26 protein-coding genes are annotated in these 25,427 nt (G+C 74.1%); 13 read left to right on the plus strand and 13 right to left on the minus strand.

All coding sequences use genetic code 11. The features are described from left to right. Nucleotides 1–467 precede the first annotated feature (467 nt). Nucleotides 468–959 carry a transcriptional regulator BldD gene (gene bldD, locus BM093_RS17380; RefSeq protein WP_093344491.1) on the plus strand — a complete coding sequence of 164 codons (492 nt, stop codon included), beginning with the start codon at nt 468–470 and terminating at the stop codon, nt 957–959. 211 nt (nt 960–1,170) lie between these two features. Here bldD and nusB read toward each other — a convergent pair whose 3' ends face one another. Both nusB and efp read right to left on the minus strand, forming a co-directional pair. Continuing rightward, the gene (nusB, locus tag BM093_RS17385; RefSeq protein ID WP_093344493.1) at nt 1,171–1,590 is read right to left on the minus strand and encodes a transcription antitermination factor NusB; all 420 of its coding nucleotides are present in this window, start codon (nt 1,588–1,590) and stop codon (nt 1,171–1,173) included. A gap of 15 nt (nt 1,591–1,605) precedes the next feature. Then, nucleotides 1,606–2,166 carry an elongation factor P gene (efp, locus tag BM093_RS17390; RefSeq protein WP_093344496.1) on the minus strand — a complete coding sequence of 187 codons (561 nt, stop codon included), beginning with the start codon at nt 2,164–2,166 and terminating at the stop codon, nt 1,606–1,608. Nucleotides 2,167–2,375: 209 nt separating this feature from the next. Here efp and BM093_RS17395 point away from each other — a divergent pair, with 209 nt between their 5' ends. The 5 genes from BM093_RS17395 (at nt 2,376) to BM093_RS17415 (ending at nt 8,485) form a co-directional block, all read left to right on the plus strand. After that, the gene (locus tag BM093_RS17395) at nt 2,376–3,041 is read left to right on the plus strand and encodes a response regulator (RefSeq protein ID WP_093344500.1); all 666 of its coding nucleotides are present in this window, start codon (nt 2,376–2,378) and stop codon (nt 3,039–3,041) included. Next, complete coding sequence (locus BM093_RS17400) at nt 3,028–5,415, plus strand: sensor histidine kinase (RefSeq protein ID WP_093344504.1); 2,388 nt, start codon at nt 3,028–3,030, stop codon at nt 5,413–5,415. The genes BM093_RS17395 and BM093_RS17400 overlap by 14 nt, the downstream gene beginning before the upstream one ends. Nucleotides 5,416–5,718: 303 nt before the next feature. Beyond that, nucleotides 5,719–6,387, plus strand: coding sequence for a CPBP family intramembrane glutamic endopeptidase (locus BM093_RS17405; RefSeq protein ID WP_177238537.1), 669 nt, complete (start codon nt 5,719–5,721; stop codon nt 6,385–6,387). Then, nucleotides 6,384–7,286, plus strand: coding sequence for an ABC transporter ATP-binding protein (locus tag BM093_RS17410; protein ID WP_093344511.1), 903 nt, complete (start codon nt 6,384–6,386; stop codon nt 7,284–7,286). Before BM093_RS17405 ends, BM093_RS17410 begins: the two co-directional genes overlap by 4 nt. Beyond that, nucleotides 7,283–8,485, plus strand: coding sequence for an ABC transporter permease (locus tag BM093_RS17415; protein ID WP_093344514.1), 1,203 nt, complete (start codon nt 7,283–7,285; stop codon nt 8,483–8,485). Before BM093_RS17410 ends, BM093_RS17415 begins: the two co-directional genes overlap by 4 nt. Before the next feature lie 8 nt (nt 8,486–8,493). On the opposite strand, the gene BM093_RS17420 is transcribed toward BM093_RS17415, so the two are convergent. Then, nucleotides 8,494–9,570: a M24 family metallopeptidase gene (locus BM093_RS17420; RefSeq protein WP_093344518.1), complete on the minus strand. Its 1,077-nt coding sequence runs from the start codon at nt 9,568–9,570 to the stop codon at nt 8,494–8,496. A gap of 31 nt (nt 9,571–9,601) precedes the next feature. On the opposite strand from BM093_RS17420, the gene BM093_RS17425 reads away from it, so the two are divergent. Then, on the plus strand, nt 9,602–10,321 hold the full coding sequence (locus BM093_RS17425) for an MBL fold metallo-hydrolase (protein WP_093344521.1): 720 nt from the start codon (nt 9,602–9,604) through the stop codon (nt 10,319–10,321). A gap of 99 nt (nt 10,322–10,420) precedes the next feature. Here BM093_RS17425 and BM093_RS17430 read toward each other — a convergent pair whose 3' ends face one another. The 10 genes from BM093_RS17430 to BM093_RS17475 form a co-directional block, all read right to left on the minus strand. Continuing rightward, entirely contained in the window at nt 10,421–11,305 is an 885-nt protein-coding gene (locus BM093_RS17430) for a helix-turn-helix transcriptional regulator (protein ID WP_093344524.1), read from the minus strand. 15 nt (nt 11,306–11,320) lie between these two features. Beyond that, nucleotides 11,321–12,157, minus strand: a complete 837-nt coding sequence (locus BM093_RS17435; protein WP_093344527.1) for an SDR family NAD(P)-dependent oxidoreductase — start codon at nt 12,155–12,157, stop codon at nt 11,321–11,323. A 141-nt stretch (nt 12,158–12,298) separates the two neighbouring features. Further along, complete coding sequence (locus tag BM093_RS17440) at nt 12,299–13,114, minus strand: N-acyl homoserine lactonase family protein (RefSeq protein WP_093344530.1); 816 nt, start codon at nt 13,112–13,114, stop codon at nt 12,299–12,301. Next, nucleotides 13,111–14,421, minus strand: a complete 1,311-nt coding sequence (locus BM093_RS17445; RefSeq protein ID WP_093344770.1) for an MFS transporter — start codon at nt 14,419–14,421, stop codon at nt 13,111–13,113. Before BM093_RS17445 ends, BM093_RS17440 begins: the two co-directional genes overlap by 4 nt. 44 nt (nt 14,422–14,465) lie before the next feature. Continuing rightward, nucleotides 14,466–15,215, minus strand: a complete 750-nt coding sequence (locus BM093_RS17450; RefSeq protein WP_093344533.1) for an SDR family NAD(P)-dependent oxidoreductase — start codon at nt 15,213–15,215, stop codon at nt 14,466–14,468. Next, nucleotides 15,212–16,021 (minus strand): alpha/beta fold hydrolase, encoded by an 810-nt coding sequence (locus tag BM093_RS17455; RefSeq protein WP_245773590.1) that lies wholly within the window; start codon nt 16,019–16,021, stop codon nt 15,212–15,214. The genes BM093_RS17450 and BM093_RS17455 overlap by 4 nt, the downstream gene beginning before the upstream one ends. Before the next feature lie 42 nt (nt 16,022–16,063). Beyond that, the gene (locus tag BM093_RS17460; protein WP_245773591.1) at nt 16,064–17,359 is read right to left on the minus strand and encodes an MFS transporter; all 1,296 of its coding nucleotides are present in this window, start codon (nt 17,357–17,359) and stop codon (nt 16,064–16,066) included. Beyond that, nucleotides 17,356–17,853: a nuclear transport factor 2 family protein gene (locus BM093_RS17465; RefSeq protein WP_093344537.1), complete on the minus strand. Its 498-nt coding sequence runs from the start codon at nt 17,851–17,853 to the stop codon at nt 17,356–17,358. The genes BM093_RS17460 and BM093_RS17465 overlap by 4 nt, the downstream gene beginning before the upstream one ends. Nucleotides 17,854–17,858: 5 nt before the next feature. Then, entirely contained in the window at nt 17,859–18,983 is a 1,125-nt protein-coding gene (locus BM093_RS17470; protein WP_093344540.1) for an NDMA-dependent alcohol dehydrogenase, read from the minus strand. 32 nt (nt 18,984–19,015) lie between these two features. After that, a complete protein-coding gene (locus BM093_RS17475; RefSeq protein ID WP_093344786.1) occupies nt 19,016–20,509 on the minus strand; it encodes an aldehyde dehydrogenase family protein in 1,494 nt (497 codons plus the stop codon). Between the two features lie 216 nt (nt 20,510–20,725). Between BM093_RS17475 and BM093_RS17480 the strand changes: the two genes are divergently transcribed. The 6 genes from BM093_RS17480 (at nt 20,726) to BM093_RS17505 (ending at nt 25,391) form a co-directional block, all read left to right on the plus strand. Further along, nucleotides 20,726–21,157, plus strand: coding sequence for a Zn-ribbon domain-containing OB-fold protein (locus BM093_RS17480; RefSeq protein ID WP_177238538.1), 432 nt, complete (start codon nt 20,726–20,728; stop codon nt 21,155–21,157). Next, nucleotides 21,154–22,308, plus strand: a complete 1,155-nt coding sequence (locus BM093_RS17485; protein ID WP_093344548.1) for a thiolase family protein — start codon at nt 21,154–21,156, stop codon at nt 22,306–22,308. The genes BM093_RS17480 and BM093_RS17485 overlap by 4 nt, the downstream gene beginning before the upstream one ends. Next, nucleotides 22,305–22,814 carry a hypothetical protein gene (locus BM093_RS17490; RefSeq protein ID WP_093344551.1) on the plus strand — a complete coding sequence of 170 codons (510 nt, stop codon included), beginning with the start codon at nt 22,305–22,307 and terminating at the stop codon, nt 22,812–22,814. The genes BM093_RS17485 and BM093_RS17490 overlap by 4 nt, the downstream gene beginning before the upstream one ends. Continuing rightward, nucleotides 22,811–23,545, plus strand: a complete 735-nt coding sequence (locus BM093_RS17495) for an SDR family NAD(P)-dependent oxidoreductase (RefSeq protein ID WP_093344554.1) — start codon at nt 22,811–22,813, stop codon at nt 23,543–23,545. The genes BM093_RS17490 and BM093_RS17495 overlap by 4 nt, the downstream gene beginning before the upstream one ends. After that, complete coding sequence (locus tag BM093_RS17500; protein ID WP_245773592.1) at nt 23,542–24,642, plus strand: CaiB/BaiF CoA transferase family protein; 1,101 nt, start codon at nt 23,542–23,544, stop codon at nt 24,640–24,642. Before BM093_RS17495 ends, BM093_RS17500 begins: the two co-directional genes overlap by 4 nt. A gap of 74 nt (nt 24,643–24,716) precedes the next feature. Further along, a complete protein-coding gene (locus BM093_RS17505) occupies nt 24,717–25,391 on the plus strand; it encodes a GntR family transcriptional regulator (RefSeq protein ID WP_245773593.1) in 675 nt (224 codons plus the stop codon). Nucleotides 25,392–25,427: the final 36 nt, after the last annotated feature.

Raw genomic sequence — 25,427 nt, forward strand, 5'->3', positions numbered from 1 at the left:
TGTGCGCTGCACCGCTCCCCCGTCACCCGGACGAGGTCACGTTCCGGTCACGATGCGCAGTGGCCGCGGCGGCGGCCCGCGGCCCCACTGCGATCCCCGGTTCTGCCCATGACACCCACAGGGGCGGGTGGTACCAGCCCGGCATCCACACCCAGCGCTACCGCTGACGAGGGATGCAGGACTGCCCCGTTCGTGTGGGAAAGCGCTCGTCAACCCCCCGAGCAGGGGGTCGAACTTGACCGCGCCGGACCGGACCCGGAGGATTACTCTCCGTATCAATCAGGGAACGTGTAGCAGGGATCGGGGCGAGCGCGACGGCCGGGGAGCCGGGCGCCCGCCGGTGGTACCGGCGCCGCCAGGCCCGGGCGGGAACCACCCACAGGGGCGACGACCCGGCCACCACCCGGCACACCGCCGGTGATCGACGGGCGGGGCTGCCGGCACGGACCGTAGGAACGAGGGGATCGATGGGCGACTACGCCAAGGCGCTCGGGGGGAAGCTCCGGGCGATCAGGCAGCAACAGGGGCTGTCGCTGCACGGCGTCGAGCAGAAGTCGGGCGGACGCTGGAAGGCGGTCGTCGTGGGCTCCTACGAGCGCGGCGACCGGGCGGTCACCGTGCAGAAGCTGGCCGAGCTGGCCGACTTCTACGGGGTCCCGGTGGCCGAGCTGCTCCCCGAGGGACGCATCCCGTCCGGCAGCGAGCCGGCCACGAAGATCGTGATCAACCTGGAGCGGCTGCAGCAGCTCCCCGCGGACAAGGTGGGCCCGCTCGCCCGCTACGCCGCGGCCATCCAGAGCCAGCGCGGCGACTACAACGGCAAGGTGCTGTCCATCCGTGCCGAGGACCTGCGCTCGCTCGCGATCATCTACGACATGTCGCCCGGCGAGCTGACCGACCAGCTCATCGAGTGGGGCGTCCTGCCTCCCGAGGCACGGCCCGGCAATCCCGTGGGATGATCGGACCAGCGCCGGACGCGCCCCAGGGGAAGGGTGGCGCGCCCGGCGCCCGAACGGGCGGTGGCGGCGGGGATCCGCACAGTCTCCCGGCCGCCACCGGCCCGCCCGGGCCGGAGCTCCGCCCGGGTCAGAGCCTCGGGGCACCCGGCCTCGGGGCACCCGGCTCGGGTCAGAGCCTCGGGGCAGAGCCTCGGGTCGGGGCAGCCTCAACTCAGAGCGTCGCGCGCAGGTGCTCGGCGATGTCCGAGATCTGGCCGAGCACCCCGTTGACGTAGCGCGGGGAGTCGTCGGTGGACAGTGTCCGCGCCAGCTCGACCGCCTCGGTGATGGCGACCGGGTCGTCGACGTCGTCCACCCACAGCATCTCGAAGACCGCGATCCGCAGCAGTCCGCGGTCGACCGCGGGCATGCGGTCGACCGACCAGCCGACGGCGTGCTCGGCGATCAGCTGGTCGATGCGCCCGGCGTGGGTCGCGACGCCCTCGACGAGGCGGATCGCGTAGTCCTGCACCGGCGGGGCGTCGTCGGTCTCGCGGCGTGCGGTCAGCACGTCCAGCGGGGCCTCCTCGCGGGCCTCCGCCTCGAACAGGATGTCCAGGGCCCGCTTGCGGGCCTTGGTGCGTGCGCGCACGTCAGATCGCCCGGCTCAGGAGGTACGGCCGAGGTACCGGCCGTCCCGGGTGTCGACCTTGACCTTGGTGCCGCTCTCCAGGAACAGCGGGACCTGGATCTCGGCACCGGTCTCGAGGGTGGCGGGCTTGGTGCCGCCGGTGGAGCGGTCGCCCTGCACGCCCGGGTCGGTGTGGGAGATCACCAGCTCGACCGAGGCCGGGAGCTCGACGAACAGCGGCTCGCCCTCGTGCGAGGAGACCTGCGCGACCGCGTTCTCCAGCAGGTACCGCGCGGCGTCGCCGACGGCCTTCTCCGGGATCGGGATCTGGTCGAAGGTGTCGCCGTCCATGAACACGAAGTCGTCGCCGTCGCGGTACAGGAAGGTCATGTCGCGGCGGTCGACCGTCGCGGTGTCGACCTTGGTCCCGGCGTTGAAGGTCTTGTCGACGGTCTTCCCGGTCATCACGTTCTTCAGCGTGGTGCGGACGAAGGCACCGCCCTTACCCGGCTTGACGTGCTGGAACGCCGTCACGGTCCACAGCTGGCCGTCGAGGTTCAGCACCAGGCCGTTCTTGAGGTCGTTCGTGGTCGCCACGTGCGCGCTCTCCTGAGGGGTGTCGGGTCATAGCGGTCTTGCGTGCATAGCGGTCTCGGTCCTGCGGTCACCGCACCGGCACCCGGGGACGACGGCGCCACGGCTCACGGAGCGGGCGGCGCGTCGCGGGGACGTGCGATGCGTCGGGCCGCAAGGGTACCGGCACGCTGTCGACCTGGCGGTTGCGGGCCGCCTGCGAGGATGAGCCCATGACGGTGCGGGTGGTGGTGGCCGACGACCAGGCGGTCGTGCGGGCGGGGCTGCGGACGGTACTGGCGGCGGCACCGGACATCGAGGTGGTCGGCGAGGCGTCCGACGGCGGCGCGGCGGCGGAGCTGGCCGAGTCGTTGCGCCCGGACGTGGTCCTGATGGACGTCCGGATGCCCGGCACCGACGGCATCGAGGGCACCCGGCGGATCCGGGCACTGCGCGACCCGGCCATCCGGGTGCTGGTGGTGACCACGTTCGATCTGGACCGCCACGTCTACGACGCGCTGCGGGCCGGGGCGTCCGGGTTCGTGCTGAAGGACGTCGAGCCGGAGGACCTGCACGTCGCGGTGCGCACCGTGCACGCCGGTCACGAGCTGTTCGCCCCGTCGGTGACCCGGCGGCTGGTCGGGTCGTTCGTCCCGGCCGAACCGGAGCCCGACGGCGGACCGGCCGGGGCGCTCACCGAGCGCGAGCGGGAGGTCCTCGGCCTGGTCGCGGCCGGGCTGTCGAACGCCGAGATCGCCGGGCGCCTCGTCCTCGGCCCGACCACGGTGAAGACGCACGTGTCGAACCTGCTGACCAAACTGGACCTGCGCGACCGGGTGCAGCTCGTGGTGTTCGCCTACGAGCACGGGCTGGTGGGGGCGGCCGGTGCCGGCGGCTGACGCGCCGGGACCGGTGCCGGGCTCGCGGGCCGGTGACGCGGCGCTCGCCGCCGGCGTGTTCCTGATGGCGATGGTCGAGGTGGTCGGCACGGTCACCACGGCGGCGCCGTTGCTCCACCCCACGGCCACCGGAGCCGTCTCGGTCGCCGCCGGGATCGTCCTGGCCGGCGCCCAGGCCGGGCTCGTCCTGCTGCGCCGGTTCCGGCCGCGGCGGGCGTACGCGCTGCTGCCGGTCGTCGCCGTCACCGAGTTCTGGGCGATCGGCGCGTTCGCGAGCTACGCCTGGCCCGTGCTGGCCTTCGCGGTCGCCCGCGCGCCGGGCCGGGCCGCCGGGTGGCTGGTGGCGCCGACCCTCGGCGGCCTCGTCGCGGCCGGGGTGGTCGGCGGCGGGACGTCGGCGGACCTGGCGACGCGGGCCGGGCTCGCCACCGGCCTGGGCCTCAGCGTCGGGCTGCTCGTGCTGGCCGGTGCTGCCGCGGGCCGCTACACCCGCTACGGCACCCGCCGGGCCGCGCAGCAGCGCCGGGTGGCCGAGCAGACCCGGCGGGCCGCCGCCCTGCGGACCGAGCGGGCCCGGATCGCCGAGGAGATCGGGAGCGGGGTCCTCGCCGGCCTGCACCGGCTGGTCGACCGGACCGCCGCCGTCGCCCCGGACCCGGGCCCGGACACGGCCACGGGCCGGCCCGCGGGCCGGGACGGCGAGGTGGACCTACGCGGACTGCGCGACGAGGCGCGGACGGTGCTCGCGGCGATGCGGCGGGTGCTCGGCGTGCTGCGGGCGCCGGCCGAGGACCCCGCCACCGCGGGCCATGCCACCGCGGGCCATGCCACCGTGGGCCCTGCCGCCTCGGACCATGCCACCGTGGACCCTGCCGCCGACGAGCGAGCTGCCGAGGGCCCCGCCGCCCAGAGCCCCGCCACCGAGGGCCCCGCCACCGAGGGCCCCGCCGCCAAGAGCCCCACCGCAGAGAGTCCTGCCGCCGAGGAGCGGGCCCCCGGCCGCGGCCCGGCGGGCGACTCCGCTGTCCCCGGCGCGGAACGCGACGCCGTGGTGGACGGTCCGGGCAGCACGGCCCCGAGACCGCCGGCCGCACCGGCCGCGCTCGGCCGGCAGCCCGTGGCCGTCCCGCGACGGACGCGCCGCCGCGTCCCGCCGCTGCCCGACCAGGCCGGGCTGATCGTGCTGGGCGTCCTCCTCGCGGTGGCCCTCCCGCTGGGCGCGCTGCCCTCGGTCCGCACCGGGGACCCGCCGATCGACCGCCTCCTCGCCTACATCGAGCTGCCGTCGCTCGGCACCCCGGTGGTGCTGCTCGCCGTCACCGCACAGTTCGCCGCGATCGCCTGGTGGCGCACCGCCCCGATCGTCGCGATGCTGGTCTCGGCCGCGGGCTCGCTGACCGCCGCGTCGCTGGGCGGCGCCAACCTCGTCGCCGACACCGGATGGCTGCTGCTGGTGTGGGGCGCGGCGTCGCGGGCACCGGCCCGGTGGTCGGGGCCTGCGGTCCTGGCCGGCACGTCGGCGGTGCTCACCGGGACGCTGCTGTCCTCCACCTGGTCCGGCCCGGCCGACGGGCTCATCGTGGCGCTGGCCTACATCTGGGTGGTGCCGTTCTGGATCGCCGGGGTGCTGGTCCGCCGGCAACGGCGCGAGTCCGACCGGCAGCGCCGCGAGCGCAGCGCCGTCGACGACCGCGACGCCGTCGCCCAGGAACGCCTGCGGGTCGCCCGGGACCTGCACGACGTCGTCGCCCACCACGTGTCCGCGATCGCGGTGCAGGCCGGAGCCGCCCGGATGGCCGCCGACCCGCAGGTGCGCGACGAGGCGCTCGCGCACATCGCCGCCTCCGGCCGCCGGGTCGCCGCCGCGCTCCCCGAGCTCGCGGGGCTCACCCCCGACGCGCACGGCGTCGTCCTCGACGCCGAGGGCGTCGACCGGCTCGTCGCCGCCTCGCGGACGGCCGGGCTGCCGGTGACCGTCGAGGTGTCCGGGACCCCGGCGGACCCGCCCGGTGACCCCGAGCTGTTCGCCCAGCGGATCCTCACCGAGGCCCTGACCAACGTGCTCCGCCACGCCGGGCCGGCGCCGACCCGGGTGCGGCTCGCGCACGACCCCGGGCAGGTGTCGGTCCGGGTCAGCGACGACGGCCCGGTACCCGGCCACCGCCCGGACGCCCACGGCTCCGGCCTGGGCCTGGTCGGCATGCGCGAACGGGTCTCGCTGCTGGGCGGACGGCTGCACGCCGGGACCACCGGCGGTCCGGGATGGACGGTCGACGCGGTGCTCCCCCGCTCCCCCGTCGTCCTCACGGACGAGACGCGACCGCCCCCGATCTCGTCCTCCGCGCCGATCCGGAACGACCCCCTCGGCGCCTAGCGTCGATGCCGTCGACGGCGCGGAGGAGGGGGCAGGATGACGGGGAACCGGACGAGGATGCCGGCGGAGACCGGCAGCACCGGCCCGGCCGGGGCGGCGAGCACCGGCGGCGGGGTGCCCGACAGCAGCACATCCGACGCGGGCACATCCGACTCCGGCGCACCCGACGCCGGCACTCCCGATACCGACACAGCCGCTGCACCCCACGCAGGCACGGCCGCTGCGCCCGCCGGCGGGACGACCGCGAGGGGGGTCGTCCCGCCCGCGCCGCCGCCCGGCACCGGGCGGCCGGGACGCCCGTCGGTGGGCTGGACCGAGCTGCTGGCCGCGGTCCCGATCTACCTGGTGCTGACCGCGGCGGCGGGGTTCACCCTGGTCCTCGTCGCCGAGATGGAGTCGCTGGAGTCCGCGGCCGTGCCACTGCTGGCGCTCACCGGCGCCGCCACGCTGGCGACCGCGTTCGCGGTGCTGGCCCTGCGGGTGCGGTGGCCTGCCGCGATCGGGCTGCGTCGCGCCGCACCGCGCTGGCTGCTGCTCGGTGTCGCGGCCGGCCTGGTGACCCGGGTACTGGCCATCGGGGTCGGCTGGTCCTACCAGCAGCTCACCGGGGACCTGTCGAACCCGCAGGCCTTCCTCGGTGACGCGCTGGCCGGCGACGACGCGCTGACCCTGGCCGGGATCATGCTCACCGGCGCGCTGCTCGTCCCGTTCGCCGAGGAGCTGCTGTTCCGCGGCATCGGCTACGGCGCGCTGCGCCGTTACGGGGTGTGGGTCGCGGTCCCGGCGAGCGCGGCGCTCTTCGCGATCGCGCACGGGGTGAACGTCATCCTGGTGATCGCGTTCGTGCTCGGGATCGTGTGCGCACTGCTCTACGAGCGGTCCCGCTCGGTCTGGCCGGCGGTCGTCACGCACGTGGTGTTCAACGCCTCCGGGTTCCTGATCGCCTCGCTGTTCCTCGGGGGGCCGGCGTGACACACGGGAACGGCGCGCTCGAGATCGACACGATCACCAAGCGCTACGGGGACACGGTCGCCCTCGACGGGGTGAGCGTCGACGTCCGTCCCGGGGAGATCCTCGGGTTCGTCGGCTCCAACGGCGCCGGCAAGACCACGACCATGCGCATCGCGCTGGGGGTGCTCGCCGCCGACTCCGGCCAGGTCCGGCTCGACGGCCGCCCGGTCGACCTCGACGTGCGCCGCACGATCGGCTACATGCCCGAGGAACGCGGGCTGTACCCGAAGATGAAGGTCGGCGAGCAGCTCACCTACCTGGCCGAGCTGCACGGGCTGCGGCGGGCCGCCGCCCGGCGCGCGACCGCCCGCTGGGCCGAGCGCCTCGGCATCGCCGCCCGGCTCACCGACCCGGTCGACGCGCTGAGCCTGGGCAACCAGCAGCGCGTCCAGCTGGCCGCGGCCCTGGTGCACGACCCGGCGGTGCTGGTGCTCGACGAGCCGTTTTCCGGGCTCGACCCGGTCGCCGTCGACGTCATGAGCGACGTGCTGCGGGAGAAGGCCCGGGCCGGGGTGCCGGTGCTGTTCTCCAGCCACCAGCTCGACCTCGTCCAACGGCTCTGCGACCGGGTCGCGATCATCGTCGCGGGCCGGATGCGCACCGTCGGGGCGGTCGCCGAGGTGCGCCGCGGCGCCGGCGTCCGGCTCGAGGTGCACGCCCCGGCCGCACCGCGGGGCTGGGCCGACGGCCTGCCCGGGGTGACCGTCGACGGCACGCTCGACGGCCGTACCACGCTCCTGCTCGACCGGCACGCGAACGACCAGGACGTCCTGGCCGCCGCGCTGGCCACCGGGCCGGTGCACGGGTTCACGCTGCGCACGCCATCGCTGACCGACCTCTACCGGGAGGTCGTGGCGTGACCGGCCCGCTGCCCGCGACCCGGGCGATCGCGCTGGTCGCCCGGCGCGAGTTCCGCGCGCAGGTCGTGAAGAAGAGTTTCGTGATCTCGAACGTGATCGTGCTGCTGGTCATCGCCGGCGGGATCGTCGCGTTCGCCGTGTTCGGTGGCGCCGGCGAGGAGGAGCGCCCGGGCATCGGCGTCGCCGGGGCCGGGCCGCTCGCGGCCGCGGTGACCGGCGCCGGTGACCGGCTCGGCCTGCCGGTGGACGTGCGCGCGCTCGACTCCGCGCAGGCCGGGCGCGACGCGGTGGCGGCGGGTGAGCTGGAGGTCGCGCTGGTCCCGGCGGCCGACGGCGCCGTCGCGATCGTCGACGAGGAGGTCCCGGCCGGGCTCCGGGCGGTGCTCGACGCCGCGCTGGAACGCCAGTCCCGCGACGCCGCCCTCACCGGGCTCGGTGTCGATCCGTCCACCCTGGACCGCGGCACCGCACCGGCGGTGCTCACCGTCGACGCCCTCGACCCGCCCGACCCCGAGGCCGGGCAGCGGACCGCACTCAGCCTGGTGGCGCTGTTCCTGCTGTTCGGCCAGATCCTCGGCTTCGGCACGTACGTGGCGATGGGAGTCGTCGAGGAGAAGTCCAGCCGGGTGGTGGAGCTGCTGCTGTCCACGATCCGGCCGCTGCACCTGCTGTGGGGCAAGGTCATCGGGATCGGCACGGTCGGGCTGCTGCAGCTCGTGCTCTACGGCGTCGTCGGTCTCGCCGCGGGGATCGGGTCCGGGGTGCTGACCCTGACCGGGACCGCGGTCGGGGTGTTCGCGGGCGTGCTCGGCTGGTTCGTGCTCGGGTTCGCCTTCTACGCCGTGCTGTACGCGGCCGCGGGCTCGATGGTGTCGCGGCAGGAGGACGTCAACTCCACGGCCGGGCCGCTGATGCTGAGCCTGTTCGTGCTCTACGGGGCGGCGTTCTACTACGTGGGTTCGCCGGACGCGACGCTCGCCGTGGTGCTCTCCTGGATCCCGCCGTTCTCGGCGATCCTGATGCCGTTGCGGATCGCCGACGGGTCGGCCACCGGGCTGCAGATCGCCGGGACGGTGGGGCTGATGCTCGCCGCGGTGGCGGTGCTCGCCTGGGTGGGGGCGCGGATCTACGAGCGCTCGGTGCTGCGGACCGGGACGACGGTGCCCTGGCGGGAGGCGCTCGGCCGGTCCCGGCGCTGATCCGCCGTTCAGACCTCGACCAGCTCGCGGGGCAGGCTCGTCAGCGCCGCGGCGGGGGCACCGGACCGCACGTGCAGGGTGTCCTCGATCCTGACCCCGCCGCGGCCCTCCAGGTAGACGCCCGGTTCGACGGTGACGACCGAGCCGGCGGCGACCGTCCCGGTCCCCGTCCGCGACAGCCACGGCGGCTCGTGCACCGCCAGCCCGACGCCGTGCCCGAGCCCGTGCGGGAACTGCTCGGCGTACCCGGCCCGCTCGATCACGTCGCGGGCGGCGCCGTCGACGTCGGTGACCGCGGCACCGTCGGTGAGCGCGGCCCGCCCGGCCGCGGCCGCCGCGTCGACCAGCGCGTGCAGCTCGCGCTGCCAGTCGGCGGCCGGGCCGATGCAGAACGTGCGCGTGGTGTCGGAGTGGTAGCCGTCCAGCGCCGCCCCGAAGTCGATCTTGACGAGGTCGCCGCGGCGGAGCTCCGTGCCGGTCGGGCGGTGGTGCGGGACGGCCGAGTGCGCGCCCGCGGCGAGGATCGTCTCGAACGCCGGCCCGGCTGCACCCAGCCGGCGCATCCGGTCCTCCAGGTCGTCGGCGACCTGCCGCTCGGTGCGCCCGGGGGCCAGCCCGCCGGCCTCGAGCAGCTCGCGCAGTGCGGCGTCGGCCAGCTCGCAGGCCGCCCGCAGCGCGGCGACCTCGCCGTCGTCCTTCACCGTCCGCAGCCGGGCGACCAGCCCGGGGGCGCGGCGCAGCCGGCGGCCCGGGACGGCGTCGCGGACGGCGGCGAACCCGTCGACCGTCAGCGTCGCCGAGTCGTAGCCCAGCGTCCGCCCCGCCGGGACGGTCGCCGCGGCGGCCGGTGCGCTCGGCCGGTCGATCACGGTCTCCAGGTCGGGGCACTGCTCACCCGCCTGGATCCGGTAGCGGCCGTCGGTGCAGAGCAGGTCCCGCCCGTGCACGTCGACCACGGCAGCCGCGTTGGACCCGGTGAAGCCGGTCAGGTAGCGGACGTCGAGCAGGTCGGTGACGAGCAGCGCGTCCAGGCCCGCGGCGTCGAGGAGGGCGCGCAACGCGGCCCGGCGGTCGGGGTGGGGCATGCGCGCGAGCCTATGTCCTAGGGTCGCCCGCATGGGCCTGTACTTCCGCCAGCTGCTCTCCGGCCAGGACTACGCCGTCGGTGACCCGGTCGCCACGCAGATGGTCAACTTCTCCTACCTCGTCGGGGACACCGAGACGCGGGAGGCGGTCGTCGTCGACCCGGCCTACTCCCCCGACGAGCTGCTGGCCGCGCTCGACGCCGACGGCATGCGGCTGGTCGGCGTGCTCGCCACCCACCACCACCCCGACCACGTCGGCGGGTCGATGATGGGCTTCGACCTGGTCGGTGTCGCCGACCTGATCGGGCGGCACCCGGTGCCGATCCACGTGCAGCGCCCCGAGGCCGACTACGTCACCCGGGTCACCGGGCTCTCGGCCACCGACCTGACCCCGCACGACCACGACGACGTGATCGAGGTCGGCAACGTCGCGATCCGGACCCTGCACACGCCCGGCCACACGCCCGGCAGCCAGTGCTTCCTGGTGCCGGACCCGGAGGGCGGCGACAAGCTGGTCGCCGGCGATACGCTGTTCCTGCAGGGCTGCGGGCGCACCGACTTCCCGGGTGGCGACGCCGAGCAGATGTACCACTCGCTGCAGCAGCTGGCGTCGCTGAAGGGCAATCCGACCGTCTACCCGGGACACCGGTACTCGCAGGACCCGAGCGCGCCGCTGGCCGACGTGCAGCGCAGCAACATGGTCTACCGGGCGACGTCGGCCGAGCAGTTCGTGGCGGCGTTCGGCAGCTGACCGCATCCGGGCCGAGGAGACGGGGAACTCCGCGGCCGACCCGGCGCGCGAGGTCGTGCTCACGCCGGCCCGAGCCGGCTCGGGCCACCCGTCGTCTGTCTACGCGTCGTCGCAGGTCGGTGCGTCCTGCGGGACGCGCCCGGCGCGTGCGTCCCAGCCCGCCAGCAGCTCCAGCGCCGCCCGCGAGGGCGAACCGGCCGGGGTCGAGTAGACGAAGCCGGTCTGGTCCTCGTCGTCGTTCGGGGTCAGCGCCTGGTAGTCCACCGTCAGCGGCCCCACCAGCGGGTGGTGGTAGCTCTTGGCACCGGTGGTCCGCCGGTGCACCCGGCGGGCCGACCAGTAGCGCCGGAACTCCTCGCTCCGGATCGACAGCTCCCCCACCAGGGTCTCCAGCAGGGGGTCGTCCGGGTGACGTCCGGCGTCGAGCCGGAGCATCGCGACAGTGTCGGCGGCGACCGCGGCCCAGTCGCTGTAGAGCTCGCGGGCGTGCGCGTCGAGGAACACGAACCGGGCCTGGTTGCGCTCCGCGGCCGGGCGGGACCGGAAGTCCGTGATCAGCCGCCCGGCCAGGGTGTTGTGCGCGAGCACGTCCAGGCGTCGGCCGAGCACGAAGGCCGGGGACGACGCCTGGTCGAGCGTCTCCAACAGGGTCAGCGTCGCCGGGGCGACCGCCTGCCTGCGGGGCGACGACCGGCGACGGCGGGCGGGTTGCCCGCGGACCAGGTCGAGCAGGTGGTCCTTACCCGCGTCGTCGAGCTGCAGGGCGTCGCCCAGCGCGTCGAGGACCTCCTGCGACGCGCTGCGGCTGCGCCCCTGCTCCAGCCGCGTGTAGTAGTCGACGCTCACCCCCGCGATGCGCGCGATCTCCTCCCGGCGCAGCCCGCCCACCCGGCGGCGTGCACCGCCGGCCCGCTCCAGTCCTGCGGCCTCCGGGGACAGCTGCTCCCGGCTCGACCGCAGGAACCTCGCCAGCTCGGTCGTCATCGGCCCTCCCGGTGGTCAGACGGTCTCGAAGGCGGTGCCCTGCGACCGGGCCCGCCACGGCTCCAGCTCCGCCCCCATCCTGGCGAGGGTGACCTCGAGCCGCTCGACGGCGTCCGGCCCGATCGGCAGCCGCCGCGGCGGGGCTTCGGACGTCGCAGCCGCCACGATGAGCTCCGCGCTGCGGACCGGGTCGCCGAGCTGGGTGTGGTTGGCCTCGTCCACCCAGTCCAGGGTGACGTGCGCGGGGGTCCCGTCGTAGTCGGCGATGCGGCGCGCGGGCAGCGACAGCGAGGACCGGTCGAGGAAGTCGGTGCGCAGCACACCCGGCTCGACGACCATGCTGCGGATTCCGAACGGCTCCAGCTCGCTCGCCAGTGCCTCGCCGATCCCTGCGACCGCGAACTTCGAGGCGCAGTACAGCCCAACTCCGGGCTCGCCCTCGTAGCCGGACCGGGAGCCGACGTGCACCAGCGTGCCGCGGCCGGCGCGACGCATGTGCGGCAGCACGGCGCGGGTCATCGCGATCAGGCCGAAGACATTGAGGTCGAACAGGGACCGCGCCTCGGCGTCGGTCACCTCCTCGACTGCGCCGAGCAGTCCCCGGCCGGCGTTGTTGACCAGGACGTCGATGCCGCCGAACTCCTCGACGGCGATCTCGACGGCGTGGGCGATGGCCGCGCCGTCGGTGACGTCGAGCGCGACGGGCACCGTGCGGGGGTGTGCCCGCAGGTCGGCAGGCAGGGCGTCGGTGTCGCGGGCGGTCACCACGACCGCGTCGCCACGGTCCAGCGCGGCACGGGCGATCTCGGCACCGAGCCCGCGGGAGGCTCCGGTCACGAACCAGGTCGACATGAGAACTCCTTCTGTGCGGATTCCAGGGCGGCGGTCGTTCCGCCCTGGACCCATTCGACCGGCCCGGAGGCGCCTCATGGGGGCTCTGCCTCGCCCGGCTCGTCGGGGGACAACCTGTCCCCCGACGAGCCGGGGCACCGGTCAGGTGTAGGAGTTGCCGACACCCGTGCGCAGGGTGCGGAGCTGATCCGCGTCGTGACCGAAAATCACCTTCCCGTCGGTGCGCTCGGCGATCCCGCGGATCTTCTCCACCGAGGCGAACCAGGCGACGGTGTCGTGGACGATCGCCGCGGGAAGTGCGGGCGGGCCGTAGGACTCGCTGCGGTACAACGCGTCCGACGCGAAGATCATGGTCCCGCTGTCGACCAGGTCGACCTGCAGCGACAGGGTCCCCCAGGTGTGCCCCGGGGTCCGGAGCGCGGTCACCCCAGGCATCAGCTCGGTGTCGGCGGCGATCGTGGTCAGGTCGAGGCCGTCGTAGTCCGACCTCAGGTGCGCGCCCAGGTTCGCGCCGTCGAAGGAGAACGCTCCCGCCTTCTCCGCCTCGTCGACGATGATCGTCGTGGAGGTGCCCGCCCACAGCTGGGCGTTGCCCACGTGGTCGATGTGCAGGTGCGAGAGCACGAGCATGTCGACGTCGTCCGGCCCGATCTCGAGCTGCCGGAGCCGCGAGTCGAGCCAGTCCTCCTCGGGCACGCCGTCGATCGGGAAGGTCTCGTCGAACCCCATCGGGGCCCACCGGGTCTCCCAGTCTCGCGGGACACCGGCGTCCCACAACATCCTCTGGCCGTTCGGGTGTTCGATGTAGACCACGTGGGTCGGCACGTCCACCCAGTCCCGCTCGCGCGGGCCACCGTTGGGGGTGAGCATCCGGGCCGGGTCGACGAGGAGCCACTGCAGGTCGGCGTGGACCGTGCCGGTCGGCAGGATCGTCACCCTGATCTTGTCGGTCGTCATCGGGTCTCCTCCGCTGTCGCGAGGTCACCGGCCGCCGGGACGCGGGCCGCGGGCGTCGCGCCGGTGACCAGGTCGGTGCCGCGGGTCTCCGGCAGGTACCGCACCAGTGCCGCCGTGGCCAGCAGCGCGACCGCCACCACGTAGAAGGCCGGGGCGACGGCGAGCCCGAGACCTGCCGCCAGCGCGGCCGCGACGAGCGGGCCCGGCCCACCGACGGCGGCCTGGGCCAGGTTGAACCCGATGGCGCTCCCGCTGACCCGGGTGCGGGCCGGGAACAGCTCGACGAGCAGCAGGCCGAGCATGACGTTCGCCAGCGCCTCGAACACCGCGAACACGGTCAGCCCGAGCAGGATCAGGCCCGGGACCCCGGATCCGATGAGCAGGAACGACGGCACCGCGACCACCGCCAGGCCCAGGCCACCGACGATGATCGTCGGACGGCGGCCCCACCGGTCACCCGACATCCCGGCGAGCGGGCAGACCAGCGAGTAGATCGCCAGCCCGGCGACGGCGAGCAGCAACGCCTCGGTCCGGTCCAGCCCGACGACCGTGGTGAGGTGGGTGACCACGTAGGTCGCCAGGTAGTAGAAGCCGAGCCCGGCGACCGCGGTCGCGGCGAACACGAGCCCGATCCGGCCCACACCGGAGCGGCCGAGGCTGCGCAGCGGCTCCTGCGGGACCTCGTCGCGGCGTTCGAGCTCCTGGTAGACGGGGGTGTCCTCGAGCCGGTACCGGATGTAGAGGCCCACCACTGCCAGCGGTGCCGCCAGCAGGAACGGCAGCCGCCAGCCCCACGCGGTGACCTGCTCCTCGGTGAGCCACGCCGTGGCGGCCAGCGCCACGATCCCGGCGAGCAGAACGCCGATCGCCGATGTCGCCGAGATGACGCTGCTCCACAGGCCCCGCCGGTGCGACGGCGCGTTCTCCAGCAAGTAGGTCGTGGCCCCGGCGTACTCCCCGCCTGCGGAGAAGCCCTGGACGCAGCGCAGCGCGACGAGCAGCAGCGGGGCCGCGACCCCGATCGACGCGTGGCTCGGCAGGCAGGCGATCAGGGTGGTGGAGACGCCCATCAGCAGGACCGACAGGGTCAGCGCGGGCCGGCGGCCCGCCCGGTCGGCCAGCCGCCCGAGCACGATCCCGCCGAGGGGCCGCATGACGAAGGCGACCCCGAACACGGCCAGTGCCGCGAGCAGCGAGGCGGTCGGGCTCGACGACGGGAAGAACAGCTGACCGATGGTCACGGCGAAGAAGCCGTAGAGCGCGAAGTCGAACCATTCCAGGATGTTGCCCGCCGCGGCGGCGCCCATGACCTGACGCGACGACCGGACCGGTCCCGGCCGCGCCGGGACGATCACAGCGCGAGCCCGCCGTCGACGACCAGCTCGGCACCGGTCATGAACGGGCAGTCCCGCGCGGCGAGGAACAGCACCGCACCGGCGATCTCCTCCGCCGTCCCGCGCCGGCCGAGCGGTGTGGCGGCGGTGACCGCGTCGATCTGCTCCCCCGGCATCACGTCGATCATCGTGGTGCTGACGAACCCCGGCGCGACCGAGTTCACCCGCACCCCGTGCGGGCCGAGTTCGACGGCGGCGCACTTGGTCATGCCGCGCACCGCCCACTTCGTGGTCGAGTACCCGATCTGGTTCGCGTATCCGCGGTGGCCGCCGATCGAGGAGAGGTTGACGATCGATCCCGCCCCCGCGCGCTTCATCGCGCCGGCGACCGCACGCATGCCGAGGAACACCCCGAGCTGGTTGACCCGGTAGTGCCGGTCGAAGTTGTCGACGCTGGTCTCGCTGATGTCGTGCCCGGGATCGAGGACCCCGGCGTTGTTCACGAGCAGCGTGATCTCCCCGAGGTCGTCCCGGACGGCGGCGGTCAGCTCGTCCCACGACTGCTCGCAGCTGACGTCGTGCGGCAGGTAGCGGTGGGCCGGTCCCAGCTCGTCGACGAGGGCGCGGCCGTGCTTCTCCGAGCCGCCCGCGACGACGACGGAGGCGCCGGCGCCGGCGAGTGCGGTGACGACGGCGGCGCCGATGCCGCGGCTGCCCCCGGTGACGACGGCGACGTCGCCGGTCAGGTCGTGGGTTGCGTGCGTCATGCGGGTCCCTCCCAGGGGTGTGCGGTGCGGAGCCAGTCGGTGAGCGCGGCGGTGACCGCCTCGGGCTGCTCCTCGGTGAGCAGATGGCCCGCACCGGTGATCGGCGCGTAGGTCGAGTCCGGCAGGTGGGCGTGCATGGTGCGGGCGTGCTCGAGGGCGATGCCGTTGTCGTCCTCGCCGTGCAGGACCAGCGTCGGGACGGAGATCCGGGCCAGGTCCGCGGTCCGGTCGGGCTTGTCGATCCACGAGCGGTACTCGCCGTACAGCGACCGGGCCGGGCGCCCGCGCCACGCCGTCGTCCAGCGTTCGACCAGCTCCGGTCGCTCCGCGAGGGCACGCTCGCCGAAGATCACCGGCCGGAACGCGTCGATCACGGACTCCGGGATCGGGCCCTCGGTGTCGAGGGGCTCGAGCAGGGCGCCGAACTCCTGGCGCTGCTGCGCGGTGTAGGCGGCGCTCTGGGTCGCCATCAGGACCAGGCCGGCGACCCGTTCCGGGTACCGCAGTGCCAGCTCGACGGCCATGAACCCGCCGACCGACATGCCGGCCAGCACGAAGCGGCCGACGCCGGCGTCGTCGGCGATCACGAGGGTGTCGGTGACCAGGTCGTCGAGGGATCGTTCGGTCCCGTACCGGGTCGTCCCGGCCCGGCTGGTCCAGGCGATGGTCCGGTACGACCCGGCCAGCGCCTCGGTCTGGGGCAGGAACATCGTGCGGTCGAGCAGTGTGCCGTGGCTGAAGAGCACCGGCGGGCCGTCGCCGGTGTCGGCCACGTCCGTCGCGGGCAGCGGGACGGTGTCGGCCATGGGGGCCTCCGTGGGGTGTCGGGTGCGGCTGGTCGTCGTCGATCAGCCGGTGGCGGCAGCGGCGGGCGCCTCGTCGGTGAGCGACCGGCCCGCGGTCTCGGGCAGGGCCCGGCCCAGCACGATCCCGACGACGAGCGCGGTCGCCGCCAGGTAGAGCGCCGAGGTGACGACCGTGCCGGTGGCCGCCGTCAGCGCGGCCGCGACCAGCGGCGCGGTCCCGGCGATCGGCCCGACGCCGAGGCTGTAGGCCAGCGCCGCACCGCTGGAGCGGGTCCGGGCGGGGAACAGCTCGACCAGCACGATCGAGGACATGACGTTCAGGCCGGCCTGCGGGACCGCGAACAGGCACATGCCGAGCAGGGCGAGCCACGGTGAGCCGGATCCGATCAGCAACAGGACGGGTACGGCGAGGACGACGTGCCCGATCGCCGATCCGATGTAGACCGGCCTGCGGCCGATCCGGTCGGACAGTCGCCCGGCGGGCACGCACAGCACCACGTAGAGGACCAGCGCGGCGGAGGTCACGAGCAGCGCCGCCGGGCGCGATCCGGTCACCGACATGGCGTTCGCGAAGTAGGTCGCCAGGTAGTAGAAGCCGACACCGGTGACCGACGAGCAGGCGAACGCGACCAGCAGGGACCGCCGCTCGGTGCGCAGCGCCTCGCGCAGCGGGGCAGCGGCCACGGAGTCCTGCGCCCGCAGCTCCCGGTAGACCGGGGTTTCGTCGATCCGCAGGCGCAGGTAGAGCCCGGCCAGGCCGAGCGGCGCAGCGAGCAGGAACGGCAGCCGCCAGCCCCACGCCTGCATCTGCTCCGGCGACAGCACGGTCTCCAGCCCGAGCACCGCCACGATCCCGGTGACGATCGCCAGCCCGCCGGAGGCGGAGATCAGCGCCGCGCGGGCGCCGCGGCGCCCGGGCGGGGCGTACTCGGCGAGGAACGCCGAGGCGCTGGTCCACTCGCCGCCCGCGGAGAGTCCCTGCACGCAACGTAGCAGGACCAGCAGGGCCGGCGCCCAGAACCCGATGGTGGCGTAGCCGGGCAGCAGCGCGATGCACGTCGTCGCGACGCTGATGCCGAGCACGGCCGTGGACAGTGCGACGCGGCGGCCGTACCGGTCCCCGGCCGACCCGAGCACCGCGCCGCCGAGCGGGCGGAACACGAACGCCACACCGAACACGGCCAGCGAGGCGAGCAGCGAGGTCATGGCGTCGTCGGTCGGGAAGAAGACCCGGCCGAGGATCACCGCGACCGCGCCGTAGACGGCGAAGTCGAACCACTCGGTGAAGTTCCCGATCAGGGTGGCCGAGACGACGCGGCGGGGCATCGGCGAGGTCATGACGGCGCCCGCCCGCGGTCCGCGAGGGGGGTGGTCTCGCTGCCGTGCACCGGCGCCCAGCCGGAGACCGGGGTGAAGTAGTGCAGCTCGAAGACCCGCTCCACGATGGCCCAGCGCCCGTCCCGCCGGGCCGCGCGGTCCCGGTAGATCCCGCCGACCTGGGTCGGCCCGGTCTCGACGTTGGTCACGAGGCAGTCGAGCGCGGAGACGGCGCGTGCGGTCTCTCCGTCGTCGTCGATGTCGACGACCACGTTGGACATCCAGTGGTGCATACGGGGGCTCTGCGACCAGAGCAGGTGTGCGGCCTCGACGATCCCGTCGATGCCTGCGAAGTCACCGAACGGCTCGCCGAGCCGCAGCTCGGCACCGGTGTGCCAGAGCGTGCGCAGCAGGTCGACGTCGCCGCTGTCGAAGGCGTGGGCGTACTGGGCCACGAGGCGTCCGACGGCCGTCCGGCTCTCGATCCGGTCGATCCGGGTCTCGATGTCGCTCACCGGCCTCACGCCCCGCCCAGCGAGTAGTCGATGACGCCGCGGACGATCGTCCCGTCACGCAGGTCCTGGTAGCCCTCGTTGATCTGGTCGAGGGTGTAGCGGCGGGTGATCAGCTCGTCCAGCTTGAGCTGCCCGGCGTCGTAGAGGCGCAGCATCCGGACGATGTCGTGCTGGGGGTTCGACGAGCCGAACAGCGTCCCCTTGATCGTCTTCTGGTTGAAGACCAGGTCGGAGCCGGAGACGTGCACGGTGAGGTTGGCCGGGTTGGCCACCCCCGTGACGACGACGGTGCTGCCCTTGCCGATCACGTTGAACGCGTCGGTGACGACCTGCTCGGTCATCACCCCGACGACACAGATGGCCGTGTCGGCGCCCTCGCCCCAGGTCAGCTCCTTGGTCGCGGTCGCCGCCTCCTCCGCGGTGGAGAACACGTGGGTGGCGCCGAAGTCCAGCGCGGTCTTGCGCTTGAACTCGATCGGGTCCACGCAGATCACGTACTTCGCGCCGGCGTGCGCGGCGCCCTGCACCGCGTTCATCCCGACGCCGCCGAGGCCGTAGATCACGACGGTGTCGCCGGGCCGGACTCCCCCGGCATTGACCGCGCTGCCCCAGCCGGTGGGGACACCGCAGCCGACGAGGACGGCCTTGTCCAGCGGCAGCCAGTCGTCGACCTTGACACACGACAGCTCGGAGACGGTGGCACGCTCGGAGAAGGCGCCGAGCATGCAGAACCCGCCGATGTCACCGAGCTCCGGGTCGTGCATCCGGAACGTGCCGTCGGGCATGGAGCCCTCGAGGATCGTGGCGCCGGAGTTGCAGAGGTTCTGCTTGCCGGTGGAGCAGTAGCGGCAGGTGCCGCAGGCCGGGGTGAAGCTGCAGACGACGTGGTCGCCGGGCGCGACCCGGGTGACCCCGGGGCCGACCTGCTCGACGATCCCCGCGGCCTCGTGCCCGCCGACGATCGGGAAGCGCACGACGTTGTCGCCGTCGACCATGTGCAGGTCCGAGTGGCACAGTCCGGCGGCGGACATCTTCAGCAGGACCTCGCCGGCACGGGGTTCGTCGAGCTCGATCTCGCGCATCTCGAAGGGCTTGTGGTAGCCGGTCAGTACGGCGGCACGGGTCTTCATGGGCTTCTCCTTGGTGTAGGGGTGGGCCGGGCTCAGCCGTGGAAGGTCCAGACGGACTTGGTCTCGAGATAGCCCTCGAGGCTGTCCGGCCCGAGGTCGCGGCCGTAGCCGGACTGCCGGAAGCCGCCGAACGGGGCGGCCGGGTCGGTGAGGCCCCAGCCGTTGACGTAGACGGTGCCCGCCCGCAGCGCCCGGGTGGCGCGGTGGGCGGTGCTGACGTCGCGGGTCCACACGCCGGCGGCGAGGCCGTACTCGCTGGCGTCGGCGCGTTCGAGGGCCTCGTCGGTGTCGTCGAATCCGAGCACGGTGAGGACCGGGCCGAAGATCTCCTCGGTCGCGCAGGCCATCTCGTCGCGTGCGCCGGAGACGATCGTGGCGGGGTGGAAGAAGCCCTCGGCCGGGGCATCGGGCCCGACGTGCACGGTCGCGCCCTGCTCCCGGGCCAGGCGCACCTGAGCGGCGACCTTGTCCTGCTGGGCCGCGTTCACCAGCGGCCCGAGCTCGGTGCCCTCGTCGAGGCCGTGCCCCGGGCGGAGCCCGTCGGCGATCGTGGTCAGCCGCCGGACCACCTCGTCGTGCACCGAGCGGTGCACGAACAGCCGGGACGGTGCGCTGCAGGTCTGGCCGGAGTGCCAGAACAACCCGCCGGCGGAGCCCTCGACGGCGGCGTCCAGGTCGGCGTCGGCGAAGATGATGTTCGCGCTCTTCCCGCCGAGTTCCAGCGAGACCCGCTTGACCTGGTCCGCGGCCCGGCGAGCGATCTCCTTCCCGACGGCGGTCGAACCGGTGAAAGTGACCTTGTCGACCAGCGGGTGGTCGACGAGCGCCTGCCCGGCGCCCGCGCCGCGGCCGGGCACGACGTTGAGCACACTCGGTGGCAGACCGGCCTCGATCGCCAGCTCGGCCAGCCACAGGGCCGAGTGCGGGGTTTCCTCCGAGGGCTTGAGGACCACGGTGCAGCCGGCCGCGAGCGCGGGGGCGAGCTTCCAGCCGCACAGCAGCAGCGGGAAGTTCCACGCGGTGATAGCGCCGACGACCCCGACAGGGTCCTTCTCGGTGGCGATGTGGATGCCCGGGTGCGACGTCGGCACGGTCGATCCGACGATCTTCGTCGGCCAGCCGGCGAAGTAGTGGAACGCGCGCGCCGCGAAGTCGACGTCGATCGTCCGGGCGGCGCCGCGCACCTTGCCGGCGTCGAGGACCTCGAGCTCGGCGAACTCGTCGGCCCGCTCGAGGATCGCATCACCGATCCGGTGCAGGACCTTGCCCCGCTCCAGCGGGGTCATCGTCCGCCAGGGCGATCCGGGGCGGAACGCCCTGGCCGCGGCCCGGACGGCCCGGTCGATGTCGCCGGCGTCACCGCACGCCGCGGTGCCGATCCGGTGGCCGGTCGCCGGGTCGACGACCGCGAGCTCCTCCCCGTTGCGGGCAGCGACCGCGGCCCCGTCCACGAACAGGTGCGGCGGCAGCGTGAGCCGCTCGGACACCGCGTCGGCCACGGCGGGGGCCTCGCTGGTGAAGGTCATCATTGCCCTCCGTAGATATTTGATACAAACTGCAGACCGAGCATGACGGACTCGCTCTCGGGGAGATCGGCTGTACGACCTGATCGATCGCCTGCCGTGCAGAGAGTCACAGACATTTTCCGCCGAGGCAAGCTTGAACTTCACCTAGTTTGTATCAAAGATCAGCCATCGGGCGGTCTCGTGCCGTCCGCCCCACTCGCCGTCCAGGAGGCATCGATGCCGTCCGCCGAGAGCCCACCGGCCACCCGTGGCCGACCGTTCCGTGAGGGTCTGCTCGCCCTCGACCCCCCGCGGCTGCTGGGGTCGCGCTGCGCCGGCTGCGGCGCCACGGCCTTCCCCGCGCGGGCCTTCTGCCCGGCCTGCCGGACCGGGGTCGTCGAGCCGGCCGAGCTCTCGACGAGCGGCCGGGTCCACTCGTTCACGGTGGTCCGCCAGGCGCCCCCGGGGACCGAGGTGCCCTACACGCTCGCCTGGGTCGACCTGCCCGCGGACGAGGTCCGGCTGATGGCTCAGGTCGTCGGTGTCGCACCGGAGGCGGTCGAGCTGGACATGCCGGTGGACCTCGAGCTCACCACCTTCGGCACCGCCGACGACGGCACCGAGCTGGTCGGGTTCCGCTTCCGCGCAACCGTGGCGGTGGCGGCATGAGCCTCGCCCCCGCCCACGTCGCCGGCGTCGGGATGGTCCGCTTCGGCAAGTACCCGGCCGACGTCATGCTCGAGGCGATGGCCCTCGGCGCGGCCCGGGAGGCACTCGCCGACGCCGGCGCCGACCTCGCGGCCGTCGACGGCCTCTACGTCGGTCACGTCTTCGGTGGCCCGGTCGCCGGTCAGCGGATCGCCGCCCAGCTGGGGCTCGACGGCCGCCCGGTGTCCAACCACGAGAACTACTGCGCCAGCGGCGCCACCGCGATCCGCGAGGCCTGGGTCGCGCTCGCCGCCGGCCTGCACGACGTGGCCCTGGTGATCGGCGTCGAGAAGATGACCGACCGGGTCGCCGGCGGGGTCCGTCCCGACCCCGGCGATCTCGACGCCGCCGTCGGCTACGTGATGGCCGCCGGGCACGCGATGAGCGCCCGGCGCTACCTGGCCGACCACGGGGCCACCCGCGAGCAGATCGCGGCGGTGGCGGTGAAGAACCACGCCCACTCCGTGCACAACCCCTGGGCGCAGTACCGGAAGCCGATCTCCCTGGAGCAGGTCCTGGGCGCCCGGCCGATCGCCGAGCCGCTCGGGCTCCTGGACTGCAGCCCGATCTCCGACGGCGCGGCCGCGGTCGTCCTGTGCACGCCGGCAGGCCTGCGCAGGCTCGGGCTCGGCTCCACCGGCCCGCGGGTGCTCGGCGTCGGCCTGGTGAGCGGCACGGTGCAGACCGGACTGGGCGACCTCAACGCCGAGGACGTCTCCCGCCGGGCGGGCGAGGAGGCCTGGCGGCTCTCCGGCGTCGGTCCGGACGACATCGACCTCGTCGAGATGCACGACTGCTTCACGATCGCGGAGATCGTCCGGATGGAGGGGCTGGGCCTGGTCCCGCACGGCCGCGGCGCCGCCTGGGCCGCGGAGGGGGTGACCGCACTCGGCGGCCGGTTGCCGGTCAACCCGAGCGGTGGGCTGCTCTCCCGCGGCCACCCCGTCGGTGCGACGGGTGCGGCGCAGGTCTGCGAGCTCACCTGGCAGCTGCGCGGCACCGCGGGCGGCCGTCAGGTCGACGGCGCACGCGCGGCACTGGCCTACTGCAAGGGCGGGACGGTCAACGGCACCGACGGCGGGTCGGTCACCACGGTGGTGATGACGGCATGAGCACGACCACCACCGCCGTCGTCCGCGGCGCGGGCACGCTGGTGCCCTCCGTCCGCGACGCGCTCGCCCGGGCCCGCCCGGCCGCCCCGGTCGCGGTCCTGGTCCCCCGGGTCCCGGCGACCGGCCCGCTCACCGAGCTGAGCGACGACCGCCTCGACGACGAGGTCGCCGGCCCGCTCGGCGCCGTCCTCGCCGACGTGCAGGCGGTACTCGGCGAGGTCGACCGGCTCGTGTTCGTCCTACCGCACGCCCCGCTGATGGCCCTCGCCGGTGGCAGCGCCGCGTCCGCCGTCGCGAACGGGGTCCTGTCGATGGCCCGCACACTCGCCATCGAGCTCGCCAGGGACCGGGTGACCGTCAACGTGGTGGCCGTCGATCCGGCCGCCCCGGCCGTCGCCGCTCTCGCCGACCAGCTCACCGTGCTGACGGGTGGGAGCGGCGACGCGGTCACCGGCCAGGAGATCTACCTGACCGCAGGCACCGATCTGGGGAGGCTGCGCCCGTGAGCGCGACGGCACTGGTCACCGGAGGAGCGGGCGGCATCGGCCGCGCGGTCTGCGCACGGCTCGCGGCCGACGGGTTCACCGTGCTGCTCGCGGATCTCGACCCGGCGGCTGCGGACGCCGCCGCCGCGCTCGGGCCCGGCGTCGAACCCCGCGTCCTGGACGTCACCGACCCGGAATCGCGGCGGGCGGCGGTCGCCAGGGCCGACGCGCTGGGCGGGGCGGACCTGCTGGTCAACTGCGCGGGCGTGTTGCGGGACGCGCGGATCGCCAAGCTGGATCCGGCGCTGTTCCGCAGCCTGATCGGGATCAACCTCGTCGGCCCGCTGGCACTGGCCCGGCTCGTCGCCGCGGGGATGGCGGAGCGCGGCCGGGGGTCGATCGTCAACGTCGCCTCGCGGGCCTGGCTGGGCACGTTCGGCTCCACCGCCTACTCCACCGCGAAGGGCGGCCTGGTCGGCGCGACCCGCTCCCTGGCGCTCGAGCTGGGGCCGCACGGGATCACCGTCAACGCCGTGGCCCCGGGGTTCGTCGAGACCCCGATGACCGACGGGCTGCCGCCGGAGATCCGCCGCCGGACCCTGGACGCGATCCCGGTCGGCCGGGCCGGGACCCCGGACGACGCGGCCGCCGCCGTCGCCTACCTCGCGGGCGCCGGCTATGTCACCGGGCAGGTGCTCGTCGCCTGTGGCGGCCGCAGCATCGGCTCCCCCTACTCGGAGGATGGACAGTGACGAGAGAAGACATCCCGCGCGGCCCGCTGCACGGGATCCGGGTCGTCGAGTTCGCCGGCCTGGGCCCCGGTCCGTTCGCCGCGATGCTCCTCGCCGACGCCGGCGCCGACGTGATCCGGGTCGACCGGCCGGCCGGTCCGGTGGACGGCGGGGCGCTCACCCGCGGCCGCCCGTGGATCGGCCTGGACCTCAAGACCGACACCGGGCACCGGACCGCCACGGAACTGGTCCGCAACGCCGACGTGCTGATCGAAGGCTTCCGGCCGGGAGTGATGGAACGGCTCGGTCTCGGCCCCGACGAGTGCCTGGCCGCGAACCCGCGCCTGGTCTACGGGCGGATGACCGGATGGGGCCAGGACGGTCCGCGGGCGCGGGAGGCCGGCCACGACATCAACTACCTGGCAGTGACCGGCGCGCTGCGCTCCATCGCCCGTCGCGGTGAGGCGCCGGTCCCGCCGCTCAACCTCGTCGGTGACTACGGCGGCGGTGGGATGCTGCTCGCCTTCGGTATCACCACCGCGCTGCTCGAACGCGGTGACGGCGGGCGTGGACAGGTCGTCGACGCCGCCATGACCGACGGGGTCAGCCTGCTCATGACCGGGATCTGGAGCCGCGCCGCACAGGGCCGCTGGTCCGGCGAGCCGGGCACCAACGACATCGACTCCGGCGCCCCGTTCTACGACGTCTACCCGACCGCCGACGACGAGTACATGGCGGTCGGCGCGATCGAACCCCAGTTCTGGGCCCGGTTGCTCGACGGTCTCGATCTCGACCCGGCCGAGCTGCCCGACCAGTGGGACCGGGAGCGCTGGCCCGAACTGAAGAAGCACGTCGCGGCGGTCTTCGCACGCCGCACCCGCGCCGAGTGGACCGCCGTGTTCGCCGACCGCGACGCCTGCGTCACGCCCGTGCTGAGCATGGCCGAGGCGCCCGACGACCCCCAGATCGCCGCCCGTGGCACGCTCCGACCGGGCCCGGGGGGCCCGCAGCCGGCGCCCGCCCCCCGCCTCGACCGGACGCCGCTACGGATGGAGTCCCCGTCCAGCACCGCCGAGGTCCTCGACAGGTGGGCCGTCAGCACCGGGGCGACCCGATGACCGCGGTGAGCCGGTCCCGACCGGCAGGACTGATAGATTATTCAGGTCCCGAAGGTCGACGGCGAGGAGAGACCATGGCCGGGCGGTCGACCGCGGGACCTCGGGTACAGCGCCGTTCGATGGCGGTGGAGGTCGCCGAGCACATCCGGTCGATGATCTTCGACGGCCGGCTCTCCGCCGAGCAGCGCGTCCCGCAGGACGCGATCGCGGCCGAGCTGGGGGTCAGCCGCCTACCCGTCCGCGAAGCGCTGATCACACTCGAGACCGACGGACTGGTCGCCTCCGAACCGCACCGCGGGACCTTCGTCGTCCCCATCCGGTCCGAGGACATCGAGGACCACTACCGGCTCTACGGGATGGCACAGGGCCTCGCCGCGGCCGGTGCTGCACGGCGGATCACCGAACCGGTCCTGACCAGGCTCGACGAGCTCCACCGGAGGATGTCCGGCACCGACGACCCGGATCTCGTGCACGACCTGAACTGGGAGTTCCACTCCCTGATCAACCACACCGGGGCGAGCAGACGGACGCTCTCGGTGCTGCGCCAGCTCTCGCACAACCTCCCGCGCGAGGTCTACGGCATCCCGCAGGCCGCGAGCCCGGCCGCGACGCGGCAGCACGCGGCGATCATCGAGGCGCTGCGGGCCGGCGACGGCACCGCGGCCGACCACCTCAACCAGGAACACGTGCGCGCCGAGGGCGACGAGGTCGTCGCCGTCCTCAAACGCAACGGGATCCTGTCGAACTGATCGCCCGCCGAGCCGCCGACGCGACTCCGCAGACTT

Origin of the sequence: Pseudonocardia ammonioxydans, assembly GCF_900115005.1 — a bacterium.
Classification (GTDB): Bacteria; Actinomycetota; Actinomycetes; order Mycobacteriales; family Pseudonocardiaceae; genus Pseudonocardia; species Pseudonocardia ammonioxydans.

What these genes read in the sequence shown, in the direction of transcription:
- bldD (WP_093344491.1), top strand. Translation starts at nt 468, where the DNA reads ATGGGCGACTACGCCAAGGCGCTCGGGGGGAAGCTCCGGGCGATCAGG.
- BM093_RS17395 (WP_093344500.1), top strand. Translation starts at nt 2,376, where the DNA reads ATGACGGTGCGGGTGGTGGTGGCCGACGACCAGGCGGTCGTGCGGGCG.
- BM093_RS17420 (WP_093344518.1), bottom strand. Translation starts at nt 9,570, where the DNA reads ATGCCCCACCCCGACCGCCGGGCCGCGTTGCGCGCCCTCCTCGACGCC.
- BM093_RS17425 (WP_093344521.1), top strand. Translation starts at nt 9,602, where the DNA reads ATGGGCCTGTACTTCCGCCAGCTGCTCTCCGGCCAGGACTACGCCGTC.
- BM093_RS17430 (WP_093344524.1), bottom strand. Translation starts at nt 11,305, where the DNA reads ATGACGACCGAGCTGGCGAGGTTCCTGCGGTCGAGCCGGGAGCAGCTG.
- BM093_RS17435 (WP_093344527.1), bottom strand. Translation starts at nt 12,157, where the DNA reads ATGTCGACCTGGTTCGTGACCGGAGCCTCCCGCGGGCTCGGTGCCGAG.
- BM093_RS17440 (WP_093344530.1), bottom strand. Translation starts at nt 13,114, where the DNA reads ATGACGACCGACAAGATCAGGGTGACGATCCTGCCGACCGGCACGGTC.
- BM093_RS17445 (WP_093344770.1), bottom strand. Translation starts at nt 14,421, where the DNA reads ATGGGCGCCGCCGCGGCGGGCAACATCCTGGAATGGTTCGACTTCGCG.
- BM093_RS17450 (WP_093344533.1), bottom strand. Translation starts at nt 15,215, where the DNA reads ATGACGCACGCAACCCACGACCTGACCGGCGACGTCGCCGTCGTCACC.
- BM093_RS17455 (WP_245773590.1), bottom strand. Translation starts at nt 16,021, where the DNA reads ATGGCCGACACCGTCCCGCTGCCCGCGACGGACGTGGCCGACACCGGC.
- BM093_RS17460 (WP_245773591.1), bottom strand. Translation starts at nt 17,359, where the DNA reads ATGACCTCGCCGATGCCCCGCCGCGTCGTCTCGGCCACCCTGATCGGG.
- BM093_RS17470 (WP_093344540.1), bottom strand. Translation starts at nt 18,983, where the DNA reads ATGAAGACCCGTGCCGCCGTACTGACCGGCTACCACAAGCCCTTCGAG.
- BM093_RS17475 (WP_093344786.1), bottom strand. Translation starts at nt 20,509, where the DNA reads ATGACCTTCACCAGCGAGGCCCCCGCCGTGGCCGACGCGGTGTCCGAG.
- BM093_RS17480 (WP_177238538.1), top strand. Translation starts at nt 20,726, where the DNA reads ATGCCGTCCGCCGAGAGCCCACCGGCCACCCGTGGCCGACCGTTCCGT.
- BM093_RS17485 (WP_093344548.1), top strand. Translation starts at nt 21,154, where the DNA reads ATGAGCCTCGCCCCCGCCCACGTCGCCGGCGTCGGGATGGTCCGCTTC.
- BM093_RS17490 (WP_093344551.1), top strand. Translation starts at nt 22,305, where the DNA reads ATGAGCACGACCACCACCGCCGTCGTCCGCGGCGCGGGCACGCTGGTG.
- BM093_RS17505 (WP_245773593.1), top strand. Translation starts at nt 24,717, where the DNA reads ATGGCCGGGCGGTCGACCGCGGGACCTCGGGTACAGCGCCGTTCGATG.